The organism is Flavobacteriales bacterium (assembly GCA_021739695.1).
Lineage (GTDB): Bacteria > Bacteroidota > Bacteroidia > UBA10329 > UBA10329 > UBA10329.
Map to the genome: position 1 here is coordinate 57,455 of JAIPBM010000010.1, position 21,516 is coordinate 78,970.

A 21,516-nucleotide genomic window follows, 5' to 3' on the forward strand; every position below is an offset into this window, starting at 1 on the left:
AGTACTTCAATGAAATATTCCATTCTTAAAATTGCTGCCGTTGCCATGTTCGTTACGGCATTTATCGTTGGCTGCGGTGCATTCCGAAAACTGCTTGATGCCAAGATCGAACAGTTCAATACAGATTCGAACACCTACAAAGCAGAGTTGGATCAAGCTGACAATGACATCAATGATGCATTGAGCGACATTGATGGGTTTGGAAAAACCGATTATCACGATCAGATCTTCTCCAGCCCACTTTGCGGTGTCACTATCGATTGTACCGATGTGAACCAAGGCATTCTCTACTTCAATTTTGATGGCACTACGCCATGTTTCAGTCCATCCAGAACACGTGCCGGACAGATAAAGGTGCAATTAGTGGCAGGAAACAGCTGGGCAGAGGCTGGAGCTGTCATTAAACAGACCTTTTCCAATTTCAAGGTGACGCACCTGAGCAGTGGTCGTTCCATTGAATTTGATGGTATAAAGACGTTGAAAAATGTGAATGGACACAATTGGTGGCAATTTTTGCAAGGAACATCTGATCTTACCTATGAATCGCGTTCATTGGATATGGCTGTTTCGTTCGATAATGGGCAGAGCGCCAGTTGGAACCATGCTCGAACTGTGATATGGAGTTATTCTCCAGCAGGAAACGACCCGCTTATTCCGTACGCCTACATTGGTTTTGAAGCGAATGGCGATACCACCATAAACGGAACGAGTGGAATCGATTCGTGGGGAGTTAATCGATATGGAAGCGATTTTATCACCTATTACACACAGGCCATTCATTCAAACACATATTGCGGACTGTGGAGGTTCAATTCGGGTCAATTAGTGCACGAAGTGGATGGCGATGATTACACGCTTACTTTGGGTGTAGACCAAAGTGGCAACCCTGCCTCGGGTACATGCGCCTACGGTTTTGAAGTTAGTTGGAATGTGGGGAATAACTCCAATAGCGCAGTTTTCAGCTATTAAGCTTCTTTATTAGAAAATGTTGAGGGGCGCACATCTTCGGATGTGCGCCCTTTCTGTTTGGAGGAGGAAAGTATATTTACGCATCAAATAGCATAGAATGAAACTACAGAACTACATAGGCGGAAAATGGATAGAGGGTGATGGAGAGGGAACCCCATTGTTCAATTCCGTTACGGGCGAATTAGTGGCCACCGCCACCACCAAAGGTTTGGACTTTGCACACATGCTGCAATACGGACGAAAGAGTGGCGAGGCCCTGAGGAAAATGACCTTTCAAGAACGCGGATTGATGCTGAAGGCATTGGCCATGTATCTCCTCGAACGCAAGGAACGCTATTATGAAGTGAGCTACTTGACAGGTGCCACGCGCATTGATAGTTGGATTGATATTGAGGGCGGCATCGGTAATCTATTTGCCAATGCCAGTTTGCGCAGGCAGTTCGGAGATGAAAGCTATTATGTAGATGGCGAATACGCGCCATTGGGTAAGAACGGAACCTTCATCGGTCATCACATCATGGTGCCAAAAGAAGGCGTTGCCGTTCATATCAATGCCTATAATTTCCCTATTTGGGGAATGCTGGAAAAGGTGGCTGTCAATTGGTTGGCCGGAGTGCCAGCTGTGGTGAAACCGGCCACAGTTACTTCGTTTCTTACGGAAGTGATGGTGAAAGACATCATCGCATCGGGCATCGTTCCTGAAGGATCTTTGCAATTGATCTGCGGTTCGGCAGGCGATTTGTTGGATCATTTAGAAAGTCAGGACGTGGTCACTTTCACGGGTTCTGCAACTACTGGAAGAATGCTGAAAGCAAAACCTTCCATCATCAACAATTCGGTGCCTTTTAATATGGAGGCCGATAGTTTGAACTCATCGGTACTTGGCGAAGATGCTGTTCCGGGAACGCCCGAATTTGAGCTATTCATTAAAGAGGTGGTGAAGGAAATAACCGTGAAATGCGGTCAGAAATGTACAGCCATCCGCAGGATCATTGTTCCCGAAAATCTGGTGGAAGACGTGCAGATAGCTGTAGGGCAACGCTTAGAGAAAACAGTCATTGGTGCGCCAACGGCAGAAGGTGTAAGAATGGGTGCCTTGGCAGGGCAGGACCAAATGCGCGAAGTGAAAGAACAAGTGGCCTTGCTGATGAAAGAGAATCAGATCGTATTCGGAAATCTCGATCAGGTGAATGCCATAGGTGCCGATGGTTCGAAAGGAGCATTCATGTCGCCAATTCTGATGCGAAACGATGACCCTTTCAACAATTCGGCCGTTCATAATATTGAAGCTTTTGGCCCAGTAAGCACCATTCTTCCTTATAAGAACTTGGATGAAGCTGTAGCCTTGACCAAACTTGGTTTGGGCTCGCTGTGTTGTTCCATCGTTACAAACAACGAAAAGACAGCACGCAATTTCGCTCTTGGCGCTGCTTCGTATCACGGTCGAGTATTGGTCTTGAATGGAGATTGTGCTAAGGAAAGCACAGGCCACGGGTCGCCTATGCCATTGTTGGTGCACGGTGGCCCGGGACGAGCGGGTGGAGGAGAAGAGATGGGCGGAAAACGAGGCGTAATGCACTACATGCAGCGCACGGCCATACAAGGTTCGCCAAGTATGATCACCGCCATCACCAACATCTATCAGCCAGGGGCGAAGCAGAAAGAAGTGCTGCTCAATCCATTCATGAAGCATTTTGAGGAGGTGGAAATAGGAGAGACGCTTATCACACACAAGCACACCGTTACAGAAACCGACATCATCAATTTTGCGAATGTGAGTGGCGACCATTTTTATGCTCACACAGACGTCACTTCGCTTGGTGGAACCTTATTTGAAGGTCGCGTGGCGCATGGCTATTGGATTCTGAGCAAAGCAGCAGGCATGTTTGTAGAGAACAGAAAATGCCCCGTGCTACTTAACTACGGCATTGACGAAGCACGGTTTACCAAGCCAGTCTATCCAGGAATGACCATTGGCGTGCGCCTTACTTGCAAAGAGAAGGTGCAGCAAGAGAAGAAAGATGCTGAAGACATTCGCAAAGGCATTGTAAAATGGCTAGTTGAAGTGTATGACCAAGACAACGAAACCTGCGCCATAGCCACCATCCTTACCATGGTGAGGAATTTGGAGCAGTAGATGGTTTAGTCGTGTAATCAACCCAACGCCACGTCCAGCACCATCATCACAATAAAACCACCAATGAAACCGAGGGTGGAGGTATCGGCATATTTGTCGAGCTGCGTTTCTGGGATTACTTCTTCAATCACCACATAGATCATCGCCCCAGCTGCAAAGGCCAATGCATAGGGTAGAATAGGGAAGGCATAGATAACGGCTGCTGCACCGATCACACCAGCAATTGGTTCCACCACCGCAGAAAGCTGACCGTACCAAAAGCTCTTAAAACGCGAGACGCCCTGCCTTCGGAGCGGCATTGAAACCGCCAATCCTTCAGGGAAATTCTGAATGCCGATACCAATGGCTAAAGCGATTGCAGCTCCGATGGATGCTCCTTCAATTCCATGAGCTACTGCTCCAAAGGCAACTCCCACCGCTAATCCTTCGGGAATATTGTGTAACGTGATTGCCAAAACCAATAAAAGCGTTCGGTCCAATTTGGTTTCTACCCCTTCTTTTTCGGTAACAGGAAAATTGATGTGCAAGTGAGGCATAACTTTATCCAACGCGAAAAGAAAAAGCGCACCTGCAAGAAATCCTGCTGCTGCAGGAAACCAGATCGGAACACCTGGATTGCTTTCTGGTGTGATCTCGATGGCAGGAGCGAGCAGCGACCAATAACTGGCAGCAATCATCACACCACCAGTAAAGCCAAGCATCCCATCAAACAATTGGCGTTTCATGCTTTTGAAGAAGAAAACCAACGATGCCCCTGCGGCCGTGAGAAACCAAGTGAAGCAAGTGGCCATGAAGGCCTGCAGCATCGGGTTTTGTTCTAAGAACCAGAATTTTGCGGTTTCGAATAGTTCCATGTTAATAGGCTACAAATATGTTTTTAGCTACGTCTTGGCTCAGTTGAATAGTCTTTCCTCCGAGTTGAATTTCGATGGAGCGGTCAAAGTCGTGGCGTTCCTTCAGGGTGAATTCGGCTCCCAGTTCCAATCCGAGTTTTTTCAGATGCGCTAAGAATGCTTCAGAATGTTCTGTAATTCCCATCACCTTCGTTCGTTTTCCAACTTCCAATTCATCCAATTTTACACGGGCTGGTGCAGGAAAATTCCCTTCGCTATCAGGAATTGGTCCGCCATGCGGATCGTACTTCGGACGACCTAAAAACACGTCCAATCGTTCAATCAACGTATCCGAATTGATGTGCTCCAATTCCTCGGCTACTTCATGCACCTCATCCCAACCGAAACCCAGATGCTCTACAAGGAACACTTCCCATAAACGGTGTTTTCGGATGATGTCAACCGCAATCTTCTGACCCTTTTTTGTCAGCGTAACACCTTGGTATTTCTGATAGTCGACCAACTTCTTTGTAGCCAACTTCTTGATCATATCGGTAACAGACGAAGCTTTCGTTTCCATCCGTTCGGCAAGGGCGTTCGTACTCACGCCCTTCTCAGATTTCCGCGATAGCTTATAAATGGCCTTGAGGTAATTCTCCTCTGTAAATGATTGTGACATGTGCCGACAAAGGTATTTAAATTAAGGTTGTCAAAACTAAAATTTAGACTGGTCTAAAAATAAATTTAGTTTTGTCGCATGAATCTTAGGATTACCATATTTTTCCTATTGTTGATCTGGAGCGTTGGAGTCTTTGCTCAAAGCGGTTCTATCATTGGCATTGTAAGTGACGGAGCCGCCTGCATCCCATTTGCGAATGTGGTCTTGAAGGGAACAACACTTGGGACATCTGCCAAAGAAAATGGCGAATTTGAACTCAAAAACGTCCCATTTGGGAATTATCAACTGCAGATTTCTTCGGTTGGATTTATGCCATTCACTCAAAAGATTGAATTGAATTCAACTCGGATAGATCTTGGAATATTGCCAATGATTCCGTCTGTTTTGGGGCTAGATGAAGTGGTTGTAACGGGCACGATGAAAGAGACCTTTGTTTCCGCCTCTCCCATCAAAATTGATGTCATCACGCACAGCTTTTTGGAGCAAACAACCACTCCAACCAACTTGGTTCAGGCGGTTAGGTTGGTCAATGGCGTGAAGGAAGTGGTAGGCTGTGGCGTGTGTTTTACCAACAGCATCAGCATAAATGGCCTTCCTGGACCCTACACAGCTGTGCTGATTGATGGAACTCCGCTTTATGGAAATCTAGCTTCTGTTTACGGTCTGAATAGTATTCCAGCAAGTATCATCGATCGAATGGAAGTGATAAAAGGACCGAACTCAACACTATACGGTTCCGAGGCCATGGCCGGAGTAATCAACATCATTACAAAACGGCCTAAGGATCAGCCGCTTGTGGCCGTTCACATCAAAGGAACTTCTCAAGGAGAAGTGTTTGGTGATGTGGCTTTTAGTCATGGCTTAGGTAAGCTACTATATAGCACAACAGGTGTCAGTTTAGCTTACACGAACACTTTTGTAGATAATAATCAAGACGGTTTTAGCGATCTCATTTCTATGGATCGTATTTCGGTGTTTTCCAAACTTCAATTGGAACGGAAAGAGCACAGACGCGCCACGTTGATGTTGAAGTATTACTATGAAGATAGACGAAATGGTGTAGAGAAATTCTTAAAAGACAGAGCTTACAGGCAGATTCGTGGAAACGATAGTATTTACGGGGAAAGCATTTATACACATCGCGTAGAAGCACTTGGAACGTACGATCTTCCTACAAAGGAAAAGTTCTGGATCAACTACTCGTTTAGTTTCCATGATCAGAATTCGGCTTACGGCAACCATCGCTACCTCGCAACGCAATACATAGGGTTCTTGAACTTGATTTGGAGTAGGAAAATTGGTAGGCACGATTTGCTTGCGGGTCTCACGGGACGCTACCAATGGTACGATGACAACACGGTTGCCACAGCAGATTCGAGTTCCAGTTTCGCCAAGGGACAAGCCATTCCAGGGATTTTTATGCAAAATGATTGGGAAGCCATCAAGGAGAAACTGACCATTCTTGCAGGTTTCCGATTTGATTATTACCAAGCCAATGGGCCGATCGTATCGCCACGTTTGAGTTTGAAATACAGACCAGGGAAATGGACAACCATCCGTGGCAATTTCGGGACTGGTTTTAAGGTTGTAAACCTATTTACGGAAGATCATGCTTTCATTACAGGGCAACGAAAAGTAGTGATTGAAGACGAACTGAAGCCTGAGAAATCATATAACGCAGCCCTCAATTTCAACCATGTGTTCACCTTGGGCAATTCGCAGGGTTCCATTGATGTGGATGGATTTTACACCTACTTCGTCAATAAGATCATCCCTAACTATGATGTTCCCGGCCAGATCATTTACGGCAACACAGACGGACATGCAAGCACGTGGGGCATCAGTGCATCGGTCAATCACCAGTTCATGTTTCCGTTGCGAAGCAACATCGGCTTCACTTATCAGCGTGCTACTTCCACAGATAGAAACGAATTGGGTCAGTTTGAGACCCGCCCGATACTCTTCGCATCCGAATGGTCGGGCGTGTTCTCTTTTGTGTACACGCTTAGAAAGTGGAAACTCGATTTCGCGTATTCCGCAAATATCACTGGGCCAATGCAATTGCCCGAAGTTTATGACCTGGATGAAGCTGGCGAACAACTGCCGAATCCTCGTCCAATACGCTCAAAACCTTTCTATTTGGATAACCTTCAAATCACGAAAGACATTCCGAAGATCAATCTGAAAGTGTATTTCGGCATCGAAAACTTGGTCGGCTATAGGCAACCATTCTCACCATTAACAGGAAGCAATGATCCGAATTACGCGGTTGGTTTCAGTCCCAAGTTCGATACCAGTTATGCTTATGCTCCCATTCACGGCAGGGAAGTGTATTTCGGGGTGAGATGGTTTGTTGGAGGGTGATATTTGCTAGACTTTGGCGAGGGTAACATTTGGTTAACTTGCGCGCCTCAAAAAAATCCAGGAATGAGCATGAGCAAACCAATTGAACTGAAAAAAGTAACGGGACCTATCGGTCCGGTGATATACCTAATTTCCACAAAAGCAAATGTTGCCCAAGTTCCGGAACTTGGCGTTTTGCAGGCCAAAGTAGAAGGGCGCATCAATGATGATGAATTAGTGTTTTTTGCTCCTGCAGCAGAAGACGGAATAGTAGTGGCGAAAGTGAAAAAGGATGCCGAGATCAGCTACAGATTGCAGAATGCACGAGTGCTGGGAGCAAAACTGACCACATTGCTTAATCGCGAGAAATCAACTTTTGCCACCATTGTGAATCTTGGCGTGCCAATGGATGAATTACTGGCTGTTTTGGAAGGTCTCGTGCTTTCCAATTATCAGTTCCTCACTTATAAGACGGGAGATGCGAATAAACCTCGCGCCTTGTCCACCATCAATGTGGTTTCGGATGCTTCGCAAGCAGATTTGGATGAACTGAGCAACATTTTGACAGGCGTTTTTGCTGCTCGCGATTTTGTGAACGAACCTGTTATTACCCTTACATCAACAGAATGGAGCAAGCGGATAGTTGAGTTGGGTAAAAAAACTGGCTTCAGTACCACGGTTTTTGATAAAAAGAAGATCGAGGAGCTGAAAATGGGCGGTCTTTTAGGAGTGAACAAAGGTTCAGTGGAGCCACCAACCTTCAATGTTTTGGAGTGGAAGCCGACAAACGCCAAGAATACTAAACCATATGTTTTGGTTGGAAAAGGAGTGGTTTACGATACTGGTGGCTACAATATTAAAGTAGCACAAATGGCAAATATGAAGTGCGATATGGGTGGTGGAGCCGCTGTTTGCGGTGCAATGGCTGCCATTGCTGCAAACAAATTACCTGTTCACGTTATCGGTCTTATTCCATCAACAGATAACAGAATTGACGGAAAAGCGCTGGTTGCAGATGATGTCATCACCATGATGAGCGGAGCAACCGTGGAGGTTTTGAACACGGATGCTGAAGGTCGATTGATCTTGGCTGATGCGCTTCATTATGCAAAGCAATTCGACCCTGAATTAGTGATCGATCTGGCAACATTGACTGGTGCTGCTGCACGTATCACAGATTACCATGGAATTGCCATGTGTGCTGACAAAGCTCCGCAGAAGGAGTTGTTGAAGGAATGTGGTGAGAACGTGTATGAGCGATTGATGGAATTTCCGATGTGGAAGGAATTTCATGATGTGATCAAATCGGAAGTGGCAGATATCAAGAATATTGGCGGTGCGGCAGGTGGAAACATCACAGCAGCCACGTTCCTCAATCATTTCACCGATTATCCTTGGATCCATTTGGATATTGCTGGGCCAGCTTTCATGGAAAGCTCCAAAGACTATCGCTTGAAAGGCGGAACAGGTTCAGGAGTTAGATTGCTTTACGATTTTGTGAAAAAATCTGTTGCCTGATCTGTTTTGATAAAAGCATTCGGAAACAACATCTATAAAACGAAGTCGCAGGTAATTGGAAATGCCACTGGCACTTCGGAATTGGCTGCGCAACTTCGCGAAGTACAGAAACGTGTCAAGCATCCGTTGGTCTCTGCCAAGCATCTCGGATTGGATCTTCAGGCCTTTATTGTCGACCTGAATTTTCTTTCTCAAGATGCAGTCGATTTCCGTCAGCTTATCATCAATCCAGAGTTGATCTTAACCAAAGCTCCGCTTACGGCTCAGTTGGAAGATGATCTATCTATACCACGCTTGGCCGTTTCCATCGATAGGCCAAAGGAGATTGAGATCAGTTTTTTTGATGAGAATTTAACGCCCCGAACGGCTGTGTTTTCCGATCTTGCAGCCCGTTGGATCTTGCATGGAATGGATCAGTTGAATGGAATTTCCATCTTAGATAAATTGAATAAGCATAGGCAACGGTCGGTTCAAACGCATTTGAAGCGAATTGCAGACCGAAAAATTGAAACGAATTACGAATTAGAATACGATAGCTGAAATGACACAACCGTACGCAAAATTGGTCATCGTCCGTCACGGACAATCGGAATGGAATGCTCAGAACCGTTTCACTGGCTGGGTAAATGTTGATCTTGCTCCAAAAGGCATCGCGGAAGCGAAAGAAGCAGGCGAGAAATTGAAGGGTTACAAATTCGATATTGGCTTTACTTCCGCACTGATGCGTGCTCAAAAAACGCTGCAGAACATTCTTCAGGTCACTGGTCAAACCGATTTGGAAGTGGTGGAGAACGAAGCGCTGAACGAACGCATGTATGGCGACCTGCAAGGAATGAATAAGGACGAGGCGCGTGCTGAGTTTGGTGAAGAGCAGGTTCATATTTGGCGAAGAAGTTTCGATACGCCACCTCCCGGAGGAGAGAGCTTGAAAGGAACAGCCGACCGTGTGTTGCCATACTTCAAAGCAGTAATTGAACCTGAATTGAAAGCAGGCAAGACCATCATTATTGCAGCCCACGGAAACAGTCTTCGCGCTCTGATCATGTACTTGGAAAAGATGACTCCGGACGAGATTCTGAAAACAGAGGTTCCAACAGGCAAGCCGAAACTGTATGAGTTCGATGCTGACCTGAATGTGCTTCGCACAGATTATATCTAACTTCGCAGCATGGATATGATGATGGGCAAATCGCTCGTGATAGCGGTTGATTTTGATGGTACAGTAGTGGAGCACAAATACCCAGCAATTGGCAAGGAAATGCCATTCGCTTTTGCTACGCTCAAAGAGTTACAAAAACGTGGTCATCGCTTGATCATGTGGACGTATCGCCATGGGAAAACCTTGGATGAAGCTGTGGAATACTGTCGGCAGAATGGTGTCGAATTTTACGCCATCAACAAGAGTTTTCCAGAGGAGAAATTCGACCCGAATGAAGCTAGCCGTAAGTTAGATTGCGACATGTTCATTGATGATCGGAATGTTGGTGGTTTTTTAGGTTGGGGCGAGATTTTCAACCTGATACATCCGGAAGCTTCAGGACAGCAAATGCAACGACAACCAGAGGTCAAGAAAGGATTGTTCGGTAAATTATTCAGAGGATAATGGCGGTTTTAAAGACAAGAGAGCAGATTGAATTGATGCGCGAAAGCGCCTTGGTGGTTTCGCGCACCCTAGGAGAAGTAGCTAAGTTGATCAAACCAGGCGTTACACCGCTTGAACTCGACAAAGTAGCCGAAGCATACATTCGCAGCCAAGGTGCCGTGCCCGGATTTCTGGGCTATGGCGGATTTCCAAACTCGCTTTGCACATCGGTAAATGAGCAAGTGGTTCACGGAATTCCTTCTAACACGCCACTCAAGGAAGGCGATATCATTTCGGTCGATTGTGGAGCCATTCTGAATGGTTATTACGGAGATCACGCATACACCTTTGCCGTTGGCGAGATTTCTGAAGAAACGAAGCAATTGCTAAGAGTTACGGAGGAAAGTCTCTATTTAGGAATTGAACAGATCCGTTCAGGAAATCGGATTGGAGATGTAGGCTACGCAGTTCAGCATCATGCCGAAAAGCACGGTTATGGTGTGGTAAAGGAATTGGTCGGTCACGGACTTGGAACGCACATGCACGAAGATCCTGAACTTCCTAATTATGGAAGAAGAGGTCATGGGAAGAAGATGAAAGACGGTTTGGTGTTGGCCATTGAGCCGATGATCAATCTCGGAACTGCTGATGTGGCCCAACTGGAAGACGGCTGGACGATTGTAACCTTGGACGGCAAACCATCTGCTCACTTTGAGCACGATGTGGCCATTGTTGGAGGAAAGCCTGAAATTCTATCAACCTTCAAATACGTTTACGAAGCATTAGGGATTGAAGATCCATTCAAAGACAAGCAATCGTTCTATCAGCTTCAACAGGCTAATAGCTAAATCCTATTACCTAAAACTTAAAAAGTGTTTCACTTTCTCCTCAGAACCATTCCGCGTCCTATACTCATCAGACTGAGTTACATTTTTAGTTTCTTTTCGCCCGTATTCTATGGCGGAAACAAGTACGAATGTCCTGTTTGCGAAGGAAAGTTTAGGAAGATGCTTCCTTACGGATACGATGGTTCCGCGAAGCGCGATAATGTGCTTTGTCCAAAGTGTCTTACGTTAGAAAGACATCGCGTGCTTTGGTTGTATCTTAAAGAGCAAACTGACTTCTTCACAAAACCACGCAAGATGCTTCACATTGCGCCCGAGCAACCATTTCTTGGTCGCTTCCGCAAGATGAAACACCTCGATCTGATAACAGCCGATCTCTTTTCTCCATTGGCAGACGTGAAGTGCGACATTATGGACATGCCTTTTGAGGATAACACCTTTGATGTGATTTTCTGTAATCACGTTCTGGAGCACGTGGCAGATGATCACAAGGCCATGAGCGAACTCTACCGCGTGATGAAGCCTGGTGGTTTCGGCATTTTCCAAGTCCCTGTTGACTACAAGCGCGAAACCACGCTCGAAGACCCGAAAATCACTTCAGAAGCCGATCGCGTGAAGCATTATTGGCAGAAAGACCACGTTCGTCTATATGGACTCGATTATCCTTCTAAGCTTGAGGCAGTCGGTTTTAAAGCGCAGCGAATTGATTTGGCGAATGAAATTGGCCCAGAACTGAAAGACCGTTACCGCTTGGGTCCAGGCGATAAGGTTTACAGAGTCGATAAGTAAAGCCTTTGTTGGCCAGGTTGCGTTACCTTAGTGCAGACGCTAACTCAATGGAACAGATAACCACTTTTTTTCAAACGTGGCTGCACAATGCGGTTCTAGAACGATTGGCCTTTATAGCCATCGGAATTGTGGCGGTGGTGGTGGTTACCACGCTGATAAAGCGGGTGGTGAATACCACCATCAAGAATACCGATCATCGCTATAGTGTTCGGAAAGCGGTCAATTTCATCGGTTATGTGCTTATCGGAATTGTTCTGCTAATCATCTATGGCGATAAACTGGGCAATTTGGGTGTGGCTTTGGGTTTGGCGGGAGCAGGTATCACGTTTGCATTGCAAGAGGTGATTGTCAGTTTCGCGGGCTGGTTAAGTATTATCCTATCAGGTACGCCAAGTGTTGGACAGCGCGTAAAGATCGGTGATGCCAAAGGAGACATCATCGACATTGGTGTGATGCGCACCACCATCATGGAAATGGGCGATTGGGTAGAAGGAGATCTGTACAATGGCCGCATCATTACCTTGGCCAACAGCTACGTTTTTAAAGAGAAGATCCATAATTATTCTGCGGAATATCCTTTTCTGTGGGATGAAGTGAAAGTGCCGATACGTACGGAAAGCGATCACGAACTTGCACGCAAAGTGTTTTCCAAAGTGGTGAATGATGTGTGCGAAGATTACGCCATCAAAAGTGAAAAGGACTGGAAGCGAATGGCCTATAAATTTCGGGTCGAACAAGCGAATGTTCGTCCTTCAGTACGACTGAAGTTTGATGAGAACTGGATCACTTTTACCCTTCGATACATTGTAGATTACAAGAGCAGAGGCATTACCAAGGATAAGATCTTCACTGCTTTGCTAAATGAAATTGCCAAACACGATAACATTACCATAGCCACCACAACCTCCGAGGTTACGAGCGTTGTAAAGCGTCCAGAAGCGTAGTTTTTCGACTTTCATTTGCGAACGGGATAGTTCAGAAATACCCCGAATGATTAGGATTTCACGCTCATTCATGGTATTATGGGCTTATGATGATTTCAAATTCTATAGAAACACGGATGTTCGATGCGCTGGAACTTCCGTCTGAGTTACAGAAGCGCGAAATAGTCAATTTTCTTCACCAGCATCTTGAAGCGTATGGCGATCCGAAAGCCGATATTCTCAAGTGCCTCAACTTCGCTGTGAAGGAAACAACCTCATTTGGTGGTTTTGTGCTCGTCTCTTTTGATGGAGACACCATTACGGGTGTGGTCATCGTCAACAAGACGGGCATGGGAGGCTACATTCCAGAAAACATTCTGGTGTACATCGCCACACACAAAGATCATCGAGGAAAAGGCATTGGCAAGAAGTTGATGCAAGAGACGCTCAACTTTGCCAAAGGCGATATCGCGCTACACGTAGAAGCAAGCAATCCAGCTAAGAAACTTTACGAGAAATACGGCTTCACCAATCCGTATCTCGAAATGCGTTTAAAACGAAGCTGAGTATGGCGTATATAGAACTCTACGGAGATAAACTTCGCCACAACTACCAATTTCTAGACACACTTTTTAACCACCACGGCAAAGAATGGGCGGTGGTGACCAAGATGCTTTGCGGCAATCGCAAATACATCGAAGAGATCATTAAACTGGGCACCAAGGAGATCTGTGATTCGCGCATCAGCAACCTGAAAGTGGTGAAGAGCATTGACCCTACGGTGCAGACGGTTTACATCAAGCCGCCCGCCAAGCGTAGCATCAGCAAAATTGTGAAGTATGCCGATGTGAGTTTCAACACGGAATTTGCCACCATCAAGATGCTTTCTGATGAAGCGGTGAATCAGAATAAGACGCACAAGATCATCATCATGATAGAGATGGGCGATCTGCGCGAAGGCATTATGGGCGATCATCTGATGGATTTCTACGACAGCATTTTCAAACTGCCTAACATCAAGATATCAGGCATTGGCACCAACCTCAACTGCCTCAATGGCGTGCTGCCATCGCAAGACAAACTCATACAGCTAGGCTTGTACGAGCAGCTGATCGAGGCCAAATTCAACATCAAGATACCATGGGTGACGGGCGGCACATCGGTCATCATTCCCATGCTGTTCAAGCATCAGGTGCCTGATGTGGTCAATCATTTCAGAGTGGGAGAGACGCTCTTTTTCGGTGCTGATCTACTCAGCGAGGGCACCATCGAAGGAATGGAGGCAGATGTGATCAAGCTTTTTGCCGAGGTCATCGAGATCACCGAAAAGCCGAAAGTACCCATCGGTTCCTTGGCCCAGAATCCTTCGGGAGAGGTATTTACCGTAGATGAAAAGGACCTTGGAAAGAACATGCACCGCGCCATTCTCGACATCGGTCTGCTGGATGTTTCCACCGATTTTCTACTTCCGGATGATGATAGGATAAGCGTGGTAGGTGCCAGTTCAGACATGTTGGTGATCGACATAGGAGAAAGCGGCAACTACACTGTAGGCGACCTTGTTTCCTTCAAACTCAAATACATGGGGGCGCTTGCCCTGCTGAACTCAGATTATATTGAGAAACGGTTGGTGTAGGCTTTCGGACCTATCAAACACGCACCTGAGCGGGTTCAGTCTCTTTAAACGTAATTCAACGTGCGTTCGACTGTAGTTAAACTTCAATTGACTGTATCCAACCTATCTTTAACTGTAATTGACTTAGCTCTAACTGTAGATAACTTAGCTTTAACCGTAGCTAACTTAGCTCTAACCGTATATAACTTAGCTTTAACCGTAGCTAACTTAGCTTTAACCGTAGCTAACTTAGCTTTAACCGTAGCTAACTTAGCTTTAACCGTAGTTAAGTTAGCTTTAACCGTAGTTAAGTTAGCCTAAACTGAAGATAAGTTAGCATAAACTGAAGTTAAGTTAGCATAAACTGAAGTTGGGTTAGGTACAAGCTGAATTTAAACTCCATTTAACTACGATTGAAATGCGTTAAGATGGCTTTGCACTGGCACAACTCAATAGAGGTCAGTACATGGGCGCTTGGGTTACTGAGCTCAGATTATAGTGAGGTGGGGTTGGTGCAATTGATATTGAGTCCCCTTTGGTTAATTATTCTTACCGAATATGTATCCTAACGCTAATGTCAATAGAGGAGTAGTGATACCCCAAAGTTCAAGAATCGTTATTCCACATTTGGTTGGAGTTAGATTCATGATAAGTACTGTACACATTACACCAAACAGAAATATTAAAAAGATGAAGAGTCCAGCAATGTTGATCTTGCCACTATCTCCTGACCCGAAAAAACGTCCAAGAACACCTAATTCTTTTGCGTGCTTTTCGCTTTCAAAAGTTTTTTCAACAACAGTTCGAGCCAACTCTGGGTCGCTTGGCAACTTTAACTTATCCATTCTGTACCGTTTCTCCTAAATACCAAGTATAATGCACAGTCTTACCTACCGACTTGTCTGCAAGAGAGTAAATCCGATAGTTTAAAAAAAGTCTTCGTCCTTTTACCGTACCCAATTCTAAGGGCAGTGTATTTCCAATCCCGAGTGCTTCTTCAAAGTTTGTAAATTCTAATGTCATTTCATTTTCTTGACTGATTTCAGCACGGACTTGGTGGGCCTTCTGGTGCGAATCAATTTTAAACTTGAATACAATTCGTATTTTTTCGGTAATGTGAAAAGTGATTGGGTCAATACCATAACTGATGATTGTTCCGCTTTCAAAAATTTCAAGGTCTCCAGTTGTTATTCTCATCTTGACAAAAGCCAGTTTGATTTAGTTTTTCAAAGTAAGCGAAAAGCTACAGGTTCGTTGCAAATCAAGGTGTGGTTTTTACTGTGTATTTAGCAAAGCCACACAAATCAAGCAAGTACTGGTGAACTCAACTTATAGTGAGAAGCGCTAGCTCTTCTCAAGTCGTATACACCGAATTGAACATTAAATGATCTGTAGCGAGGTTTGAGCCGTGACCTTTGGCGTAGCTAGCCGCCATTCCTCATACCACAGAAATTCCACCTACCTTTACTCAACCAAAGCCGCCCGAATAATCTATATGCGGCAGAGTACGATTACAATTCTATTATGACAAAAGACACTAAACTGGCCGTCCTTATCGATGGCGACAACATACCTAGTAAGTATATCAAGGAAATGATGGAGGAGATCACCAAGTACGGTACTCCCACCATCAAACGCATCTATGGCGATTGGACCAATCCGCGCCTAGGCAGATGGAAAGACATCTTGCTCGAAAACGCCATCACACCTATTCAGCAATACGGATATACCACTGGCAAGAATGCCACGGATAGCGCCATGATCATTGATGCCATGGACATTCTCTATTCAGACAAAGTGGATGGTTTTTGCCTCGTTTCGTCCGACAGCGATTTTACTAAGCTCGCCACACGACTTCGCGAAGCAGGAATGAACGTGTACGGAATAGGAGAGAAGAAGACCCCAAATCCCTTCATTGTAGCCTGCGATAAATTCATTTATCTCGAAATCCTTCATGAAGATGAGGAAGTGGAGGAGAAAGGCAAGAAGCGCAGACAGAAACGTCAGGTGGATAAGATCACGCCAGAGGTTATCAAGCTTTTGAAAAGCTCGGTGGCCGATGCGGCCGAAGAAGATGGTTGGGCCTTTATGGGCGATGTGGGCAAACTCATTCTGAAGAAACAACCCAACTTCGATTCGCGGAACTTCGGTTTTGAGAAGTTGACACCGCTCTTCAGTTCACTCAAGCAGTTTGAAGTGGACGCCCGAACCCAGCCAGGTGCCAAGTTCAAAGTGATTCATGTGAAGAATAATTGAGCTATTAGGCGTTAGGAATTAGCTATTAGCTCTTCAGGATATTCCAACTGATGCAGTTAAGAATACCGCCTGTGCGCGCCAATTCGGTGCATTCCAAGGCTACCACCTTTTTTCCTTGGAAGATCTCGGTGAGAATTTCCATAGCCTCCTTGTCCGAAGGTAAATTGAACACAGGAACAATTACCGCCTGTTCCATCTCCAAATAGTTCAGATAAAGCCCAACGGCACTTACAAGTGTTGGGTCGTCTTCGGGTTCATACGGAAGGATGATCACGTCCAAACCAATGGCTTCGATGGCCGATTGGAAGAGCTCTTGGAATTCTTCTTCCTCGTTCCAATAATCGTTGATGAGTAAGGTGTTCTGATCTATAAATCGGACCATGCCGTCAGCGTGGCCGGTAAAATCCAGTTCATCCTCAGGCACAAAATGAAGGTTTTCTTCCTTCAGATTCAAGTAATCCATCAGTTCTTCAAACACCTCATCTTCCGACAATTTTGGGTTTTCGTGGAACACCTTTTCGCAAAGAATAGCGCGATCAGTCCATTTGCTCACATTGCCGCCATCCAAGTTCAGCTCAGACTTCACGGGTTTAATGCCAATGGCCTTACAAATGGCATCCACATCAGAAATGGTCGCTCTATTTTCGGGCGTATCCATTAGATAATCAGGCTCATATCTAAACTGAATGAACTCATCTTCCCGTGTTTGAACGGGCATGAAATCCTTGGCCCAAATATCCTTGGTACTAGGAAGGAACGCGAATGGAATACCGCATTCTTTCAGCACAGCTTCAAAGCGCTTGAAGAATGCTGGATGCTCCGTTGGGAGGATGTCTGAGAGGTAAAGGAAGTTGGTTTGGTTGTCAGCAATCATGGTCGTTGAATCAAAGTTCAAAGAAGATGAATTCTCTCGAAACATCGCTATTCACTAATTTCACGGCAAACCAAACAAGAATGAGTTACAGAATAGGAGTGCTTCTTTCAGGAAATGGCGTGTACGATGGATCGGAGATTCACGAGAGCGTGTTTACGCTTTTAGCGATTGACGAGAACCGAGGAGTAGCAGTGTGTATGGCACCGAATATCCAGCAGCATCATGTCGTCAATCACATTACAGGAGAGGAAATGCCTGAGGCCCGCAATGTGTTGGTAGAAGCGGCACGCATTGCCAGAGGTGCCATTTCTGATCTCGCTGAAATGACTGCGGATAACTTGGACGCGCTGGTTATTCCCGGTGGTTTTGGCGCAGCCAAAAACCTGACCACTTGGGCTTTCAGCGGACCGGATGGCGAGATAAATGCAGAAGTGAAGCGCATCATCAACCAAATGGTGAACGCAAAGAAACCTGTTGTTGGGTTGTGTATGGGGCCAACGGTTATTGCCAAGGCGCTGCAAGGTGCAGGATTGAACGAACATCTTACGGTTGGTACAACGAAAGAGGCTTCGCCTTACGAGATTGATGCGATCAGCCAAGGAATGGAAAAGACAGGTGCAGTGGCTGAAATGAAGACGATTCGCGAGATTTCAATTGATCACAAAAACCGGATCATCACTGCGCCTTGCTACATGATGGAAGCATCGATAACCGATGTGCGGAACAACATCAAACAGGCCATAGATGAGCTGTTTGAAATGCTGGAAGACGCCTGATTTCTCATTTAATATCTCCCTAAATCTTGAACCGTTACCCGTTTCTTCTCATTCTCCTTTCTCTTGCATCCTGTGCAGATTATGGAACGTTTACTGGCGATTACAAACGCATTGAAACAGGTCCTGGACCAGAGGATATTGCGTTGGATACCATCGGAAACAGTGAGCGTATCATCGCTTCCTGTTCGGAAAGAAGAACAAGCGATTATAGCCGAAACGGATTTTACGACTACAACATCAGCACAGGAAAGTTGGTGAAATTGCCAATTGAAGGACTGCCAGAAAGTATTGCATTACGTCCTCACGGAATTGATATTGCCTTAGTAAATGGAGTTAAAACCCTTTACTGCGTAAATCACGAGAAGAACGCAGAAGCATTTCCTCCTGCTGGGCGACAGAGCATATTGGTTTTTGAGTTGAAAGATGACAAGGTCGTTTTCAAACAACAACTGACCGATCCATTGATGATATCACCGAATGATGTCTGCACCGATTTCAAAGGCGGGATTTTCGTCTCTATTGATAGTGGAAAGATCAACAGTAAGTGGGAAAAACTGATGGCGCTAAAGCACAGTTTCGTCATTCATTTTGATGGAGAAAAATGGCAACAGGTTGGAGATAAATTGCGCTACGCGAATGGAGTAGGCGTACGGAACGGCCGCATTTTCATCACTGGAGCGCAGGAATCTACCGTTGTTTCTTACCTCATGAAAGAGGATGGAACGTATTCGGATAAGATTCAGATTCCTTCGATGAAGGGAAATGATAACATCACTTTTTACGGAGATAAACTCGTGACCACGGCACACTTGGATTTTCTAAAATTCCTGAAACACGTAAAAGATGGCGATGAACCTTCGCCTTGCGCTGTCTATTCCATCGACCTTCATACGAATGCGTTGGAAACGCTTTATTTGGATCAAGGAACGGTTATGAGTGCTGCTTCCACTGGGTTGGTTTATAATGGAAAGCTCTACGTTTCGCAGATATTCAACCCCTGCATACTGGAGATTCCACTGAATAATTAGTGGGCCATCGGCTTCATTGAATTCAGATCTGAACATTGATCTTATATTTGGGTTGTCTGAGACGCATGCAGACCTTACAGATAATGAGTTTAGAGCAGGATATAAAACAGGAAAAAGGCTTTAAGAGCGAACGACACAAGGCGATGGTGAATATCATGTTCACTGATGGATGGCTGCGCGGCATGCTCAACGACATCCTCAGGCCCTACGACCTTACCAACCAACAGTATAATGTGCTACGGATTTTGCGTGGTAGTAGCCCAAAACCACTCAGCACGTCTGATATCAGAAGTCGAATGCTCGATAAGATGTCTGATGCATCAAGAATCGTGGATCGCCTGTTCAAAAAGGGGCTGTTGGATAGAACTGTATGCCCAGCCGATAAACGATTGGTGGATGTTTTCATCACTAAAGAAGGCTTGAAAATATTGGAGAAGATTGACGTGGAGATGGAATCGTTCAACACGGACAAGCTTGGGGAGATAAGCGAAGATGAGGCGAAATCCCTCAATTCAATTCTCGATAGACTTCGCGGTTAGTTACCGTTTTTCGAGCTGATGTATTCATCCACTCGTTGCTCCAAAATCTGCAATGGCATAGCGCCTTGACCGATCAGAACATCATGGAATTCTTTAATGTCGAATGCAGGAATTCGGGATTCGGCACGTTCGCGAAGCTCCAAAAACTTCATCAGCCCCACTTTGTATGCACAGCCTTGTCCGGGCCAAACAATATAACGGTCCACTTCATCCGCGGCTTCTGATTCGGAAATTCCGGCATTCTCCACCATAAAATCGATGGCCTGTTCGCGAAGCCATTTTTTGTGATGAATGCCGATGTCGGTCATCATACGTGCCGTTCGGAACAATTCCGATTGAACCTGTCCAATTTTGTCCCACACCATCAACGTGCCGGTCATTTCATGTCCAAGTTGTTCGGCATACATGGCCCAACCTTCCGAATAAGCAGTGAATGGTACAAATCGCCTGAAAGTTGGAATGTCCTTTAAATCTGCCTGAATTCCTTTTTGCAAGTGATGACCGGGAATTCCCTCGTGATAAGCGTAAGTTTTTGCCAAATGCTTGGTCAGATTATTCGCTTTCCACGTGTTTACATACATCTTACCAGGACTCAAAGGTTCACCTCGTGGCGAAATATATAATGCGAACGTGGAGTTATTTGATCGGTATTCCGGAAGTTCCAGAACCTCTAATTCAGTTGATGGGAGTTTATTGAAGTAGGATGGAAGCAGTGGTTTTATGTCGTCAGATGCTTTTTTGAAATATTGGATGGCCTCCAATCGACCAAAGGAATCTGTTTGAAAATATTCGGCATTTGAGCCAGTAGCAAAAACCTCCATCTTCTTAAGCAAAGATTTTAGCCGTTCCATTTCCATTCTTCCCAATTGGTAAAGGCTATCAGGGTCGAGCGGTAATGTGGTCTGCTGAAGTAGGCACGAGCGGTAGTAAGCATCGCCATTGGGCAATTGCCACACGCCAGCAATGGCCAGCGAATGGTGCTCAAGCTGAAGCAAATAACCTGACAATCGCTTATAAGAAGGAATAACAACTTCCTGAATGGTCTTGGCGCATCGCTCCAAGTAACTCAAGCGCATGTTCGGTTCCAGTAACTCAATCGAATTCAATTTCTTTTCAAACGAAACGAATAGCGGATTCTCGCTAACAGGCGTTTCATAAAAGTTGTCGCAGAACGCAATAGACTTTTGCAGAATGTGGGTTGGCGGCACAAATCCAAGTTTCTGTCTTTCGCTCAAGGCGTCAATCACCGAACCGAACTTCTCGTCCACTTTTTCCAGTCGGCTCAAGTAATTCTCAATTTCGTTCTTAGAATTAAGCGGAAGACTGTTCATGAACTGCGGGAGTTCAATATGCGCTCCCGAAATGTGCGTGATCGGGTAATCGTGAAACAGAAAAGGCTCAGCCTCTACGCCTGTTTCTAAGAACCAATGCAGCACATCATACGAAACCATTTGTGCTGGTTCAAGTTTATTGCGATCGTATTCTTCCAAAATCTCAAGGTTAGCGCGACCGACCTCGGCTAAGTTTCTCGTTGCCGCTGGAGAAATAAATGTCAGTTCGCTTCGATATCCTTGAAAACCGAAAGGATCCAAAACGCCTGTTTGAGTAAGTGCCTCAGGGTCATTCCACAGAAAATCGATGTAAGCACGTTCAAAAAAATGATCAATGCTTAAGGGTCTGAACCAAATGAGTTTCGCAAACCAAACACCAAAGACCAACACGGCAACGGTCACAATTATCAGTGATATGGTCAGGCTTTTTCGCATCTACCTCAAAGTAAACAATTGCAAGCCGAATGTGGTTTCTTTGC

Annotated in this window: 23 protein-coding genes; 17 read left to right on the forward strand and 6 right to left on the reverse strand. The window is 45.4% G+C overall.

Translation table 11 applies throughout. From position 1 onward, the window contains the following. Positions 1-9 precede the first annotated feature (9 nt). Positions 10-969 (forward strand): hypothetical protein, encoded by a 960-nt coding sequence (locus K9J17_08225; protein MCF8276705.1) that lies wholly within the window; start codon positions 10-12, stop codon positions 967-969. A 97-nt stretch (positions 970-1,066) separates the two neighbouring features. Then, positions 1,067-3,106: a phenylacetic acid degradation bifunctional protein PaaZ gene (gene paaZ / locus K9J17_08230; protein MCF8276706.1), complete on the forward strand. Its 2,040-nt coding sequence runs from the start codon at positions 1,067-1,069 to the stop codon at positions 3,104-3,106. 17 nt (positions 3,107-3,123) lie between these two features. Here the strand turns inward: paaZ and K9J17_08235 are convergent, their stop codons facing one another. Next, positions 3,124-3,960, reverse strand: a complete 837-nt coding sequence (locus K9J17_08235; GenBank protein ID MCF8276707.1) for a ZIP family metal transporter — start codon at positions 3,958-3,960, stop codon at positions 3,124-3,126. Position 3,961: 1 nt separating this feature from the next. Beyond that, positions 3,962-4,618, reverse strand: a complete 657-nt coding sequence (locus tag K9J17_08240; protein MCF8276708.1) for a metal-dependent transcriptional regulator — start codon at positions 4,616-4,618, stop codon at positions 3,962-3,964. A gap of 78 nt (positions 4,619-4,696) precedes the next feature. Between K9J17_08240 and K9J17_08245 the strand changes: the two genes are divergently transcribed. The 11 genes from K9J17_08245 (at position 4,697) to K9J17_08295 (ending at position 14,554) form a co-directional block, all read left to right on the forward strand. Then, complete coding sequence (locus K9J17_08245) at positions 4,697-6,982, forward strand: TonB-dependent receptor (GenBank protein MCF8276709.1); 2,286 nt, start codon at positions 4,697-4,699, stop codon at positions 6,980-6,982. A 69-nt stretch (positions 6,983-7,051) separates the two neighbouring features. Continuing rightward, positions 7,052-8,479 carry a leucyl aminopeptidase gene (locus K9J17_08250; GenBank protein ID MCF8276710.1) on the forward strand — a complete coding sequence of 476 codons (1,428 nt, stop codon included), beginning with the start codon at positions 7,052-7,054 and terminating at the stop codon, positions 8,477-8,479. Positions 8,480-8,485: 6 nt separating this feature from the next. Beyond that, positions 8,486-9,019, forward strand: a complete 534-nt coding sequence (locus K9J17_08255) for a peptide deformylase (protein ID MCF8276711.1) — start codon at positions 8,486-8,488, stop codon at positions 9,017-9,019. Between the two features lies 1 nt (position 9,020). Further along, complete coding sequence (locus tag K9J17_08260) at positions 9,021-9,638, forward strand: 2,3-bisphosphoglycerate-dependent phosphoglycerate mutase (GenBank protein ID MCF8276712.1); 618 nt, start codon at positions 9,021-9,023, stop codon at positions 9,636-9,638. A 15-nt stretch (positions 9,639-9,653) separates the two neighbouring features. Beyond that, positions 9,654-10,082 (forward strand): hydrolase, encoded by a 429-nt coding sequence (locus K9J17_08265; protein MCF8276713.1) that lies wholly within the window; start codon positions 9,654-9,656, stop codon positions 10,080-10,082. Further along, positions 10,082-10,909, forward strand: coding sequence for a type I methionyl aminopeptidase (gene map, locus K9J17_08270; protein ID MCF8276714.1), 828 nt, complete (start codon positions 10,082-10,084; stop codon positions 10,907-10,909). The genes K9J17_08265 and map overlap by 1 nt, the downstream gene beginning before the upstream one ends. Before the next feature lie 24 nt (positions 10,910-10,933). Continuing rightward, positions 10,934-11,695, forward strand: coding sequence for a class I SAM-dependent methyltransferase (locus tag K9J17_08275; GenBank protein ID MCF8276715.1), 762 nt, complete (start codon positions 10,934-10,936; stop codon positions 11,693-11,695). A 47-nt stretch (positions 11,696-11,742) separates the two neighbouring features. Then, positions 11,743-12,639: a mechanosensitive ion channel family protein gene (locus K9J17_08280; GenBank protein MCF8276716.1), complete on the forward strand. Its 897-nt coding sequence runs from the start codon at positions 11,743-11,745 to the stop codon at positions 12,637-12,639. Between the two features lie 116 nt (positions 12,640-12,755). Continuing rightward, positions 12,756-13,184: a GNAT family N-acetyltransferase gene (locus K9J17_08285; GenBank protein ID MCF8276717.1), complete on the forward strand. Its 429-nt coding sequence runs from the start codon at positions 12,756-12,758 to the stop codon at positions 13,182-13,184. A gap of 2 nt (positions 13,185-13,186) precedes the next feature. After that, positions 13,187-14,254 (forward strand): alanine/ornithine racemase family PLP-dependent enzyme, encoded by a 1,068-nt coding sequence (locus K9J17_08290; protein ID MCF8276718.1) that lies wholly within the window; start codon positions 13,187-13,189, stop codon positions 14,252-14,254. Between the two features lie 60 nt (positions 14,255-14,314). Then, positions 14,315-14,554: a hypothetical protein gene (locus tag K9J17_08295; protein MCF8276719.1), complete on the forward strand. Its 240-nt coding sequence runs from the start codon at positions 14,315-14,317 to the stop codon at positions 14,552-14,554. 218 nt (positions 14,555-14,772) lie between these two features. Here the strand turns inward: K9J17_08295 and K9J17_08300 are convergent, their stop codons facing one another. Together K9J17_08300 and K9J17_08305 are read right to left on the reverse strand one after the other, a co-directional pair. Next, a complete protein-coding gene (locus K9J17_08300) occupies positions 14,773-15,078 on the reverse strand; it encodes a hypothetical protein (GenBank protein ID MCF8276720.1) in 306 nt (101 codons plus the stop codon). Then, on the reverse strand, positions 15,071-15,430 hold the full coding sequence (locus K9J17_08305) for a hypothetical protein (GenBank protein MCF8276721.1): 360 nt from the start codon (positions 15,428-15,430) through the stop codon (positions 15,071-15,073). The genes K9J17_08300 and K9J17_08305 overlap by 8 nt, the downstream gene beginning before the upstream one ends. 327 nt (positions 15,431-15,757) lie before the next feature. Here K9J17_08305 and K9J17_08310 point away from each other — a divergent pair, with 327 nt between their 5' ends. Then, entirely contained in the window at positions 15,758-16,489 is a 732-nt protein-coding gene (locus K9J17_08310) for an NYN domain-containing protein (protein ID MCF8276722.1), read from the forward strand. A gap of 25 nt (positions 16,490-16,514) precedes the next feature. Here the strand turns inward: K9J17_08310 and K9J17_08315 are convergent, their stop codons facing one another. Then, entirely contained in the window at positions 16,515-17,363 is an 849-nt protein-coding gene (locus K9J17_08315) for an agmatine deiminase family protein (protein ID MCF8276723.1), read from the reverse strand. An 80-nt stretch (positions 17,364-17,443) separates the two neighbouring features. On the opposite strand from K9J17_08315, the gene elbB reads away from it, so the two are divergent. The 3 genes from elbB (at position 17,444) to K9J17_08330 (ending at position 19,706) form a co-directional block, all read left to right on the forward strand. Next, a complete protein-coding gene (gene elbB, locus K9J17_08320; protein ID MCF8276724.1) occupies positions 17,444-18,139 on the forward strand; it encodes an isoprenoid biosynthesis glyoxalase ElbB in 696 nt (231 codons plus the stop codon). 26 nt (positions 18,140-18,165) lie between these two features. After that, a complete protein-coding gene (locus K9J17_08325; GenBank protein MCF8276725.1) occupies positions 18,166-19,167 on the forward strand; it encodes a hypothetical protein in 1,002 nt (333 codons plus the stop codon). 83 nt (positions 19,168-19,250) lie between these two features. After that, positions 19,251-19,706 (forward strand): MarR family transcriptional regulator, encoded by a 456-nt coding sequence (locus K9J17_08330; GenBank protein ID MCF8276726.1) that lies wholly within the window; start codon positions 19,251-19,253, stop codon positions 19,704-19,706. Here K9J17_08330 and K9J17_08335 read toward each other — a convergent pair. After that, positions 19,703-21,472 carry a DUF885 domain-containing protein gene (locus K9J17_08335; GenBank protein MCF8276727.1) on the reverse strand — a complete coding sequence of 590 codons (1,770 nt, stop codon included), beginning with the start codon at positions 21,470-21,472 and terminating at the stop codon, positions 19,703-19,705. The two genes, K9J17_08330 and K9J17_08335, sit on opposite strands and share 4 nt — an antisense overlap. Positions 21,473-21,516: the final 44 nt, after the last annotated feature.

What these genes read in the sequence shown, in the direction of transcription:
- paaZ (MCF8276706.1), top strand. Translation starts at nt 1,067, where the DNA reads ATGAAACTACAGAACTACATAGGCGGAAAATGGATAGAGGGTGATGGA.
- K9J17_08265 (MCF8276713.1), top strand. Translation starts at nt 9,654, where the DNA reads ATGATGATGGGCAAATCGCTCGTGATAGCGGTTGATTTTGATGGTACA.
- K9J17_08285 (MCF8276717.1), top strand. Translation starts at nt 12,756, where the DNA reads ATGTTCGATGCGCTGGAACTTCCGTCTGAGTTACAGAAGCGCGAAATA.
- map (MCF8276714.1), top strand. Translation starts at nt 10,082, where the DNA reads ATGGCGGTTTTAAAGACAAGAGAGCAGATTGAATTGATGCGCGAAAGC.
- K9J17_08260 (MCF8276712.1), top strand. Translation starts at nt 9,021, where the DNA reads ATGACACAACCGTACGCAAAATTGGTCATCGTCCGTCACGGACAATCG.
- K9J17_08250 (MCF8276710.1), top strand. Translation starts at nt 7,052, where the DNA reads ATGAGCAAACCAATTGAACTGAAAAAAGTAACGGGACCTATCGGTCCG.
- K9J17_08330 (MCF8276726.1), top strand. Translation starts at nt 19,251, where the DNA reads ATGAGTTTAGAGCAGGATATAAAACAGGAAAAAGGCTTTAAGAGCGAA.
- K9J17_08290 (MCF8276718.1), top strand. Translation starts at nt 13,187, where the DNA reads ATGGCGTATATAGAACTCTACGGAGATAAACTTCGCCACAACTACCAA.
- K9J17_08225 (MCF8276705.1), top strand. Translation starts at nt 10, where the DNA reads ATGAAATATTCCATTCTTAAAATTGCTGCCGTTGCCATGTTCGTTACG.
- K9J17_08310 (MCF8276722.1), top strand. Translation starts at nt 15,758, where the DNA reads ATGACAAAAGACACTAAACTGGCCGTCCTTATCGATGGCGACAACATA.
- K9J17_08235 (MCF8276707.1), bottom strand. Translation starts at nt 3,960, where the DNA reads ATGGAACTATTCGAAACCGCAAAATTCTGGTTCTTAGAACAAAACCCG.
- K9J17_08315 (MCF8276723.1), bottom strand. Translation starts at nt 17,363, where the DNA reads ATGATTGCTGACAACCAAACCAACTTCCTTTACCTCTCAGACATCCTC.
- K9J17_08300 (MCF8276720.1), bottom strand. Translation starts at nt 15,078, where the DNA reads ATGGATAAGTTAAAGTTGCCAAGCGACCCAGAGTTGGCTCGAACTGTT.
- K9J17_08240 (MCF8276708.1), bottom strand. Translation starts at nt 4,618, where the DNA reads ATGTCACAATCATTTACAGAGGAGAATTACCTCAAGGCCATTTATAAG.
- K9J17_08335 (MCF8276727.1), bottom strand. Translation starts at nt 21,472, where the DNA reads ATGCGAAAAAGCCTGACCATATCACTGATAATTGTGACCGTTGCCGTG.
- K9J17_08280 (MCF8276716.1), top strand. Translation starts at nt 11,743, where the DNA reads ATGGAACAGATAACCACTTTTTTTCAAACGTGGCTGCACAATGCGGTT.
- K9J17_08245 (MCF8276709.1), top strand. Translation starts at nt 4,697, where the DNA reads ATGAATCTTAGGATTACCATATTTTTCCTATTGTTGATCTGGAGCGTT.
- elbB (MCF8276724.1), top strand. Translation starts at nt 17,444, where the DNA reads ATGAGTTACAGAATAGGAGTGCTTCTTTCAGGAAATGGCGTGTACGAT.
- K9J17_08305 (MCF8276721.1), bottom strand. Translation starts at nt 15,430, where the DNA reads ATGAGAATAACAACTGGAGACCTTGAAATTTTTGAAAGCGGAACAATC.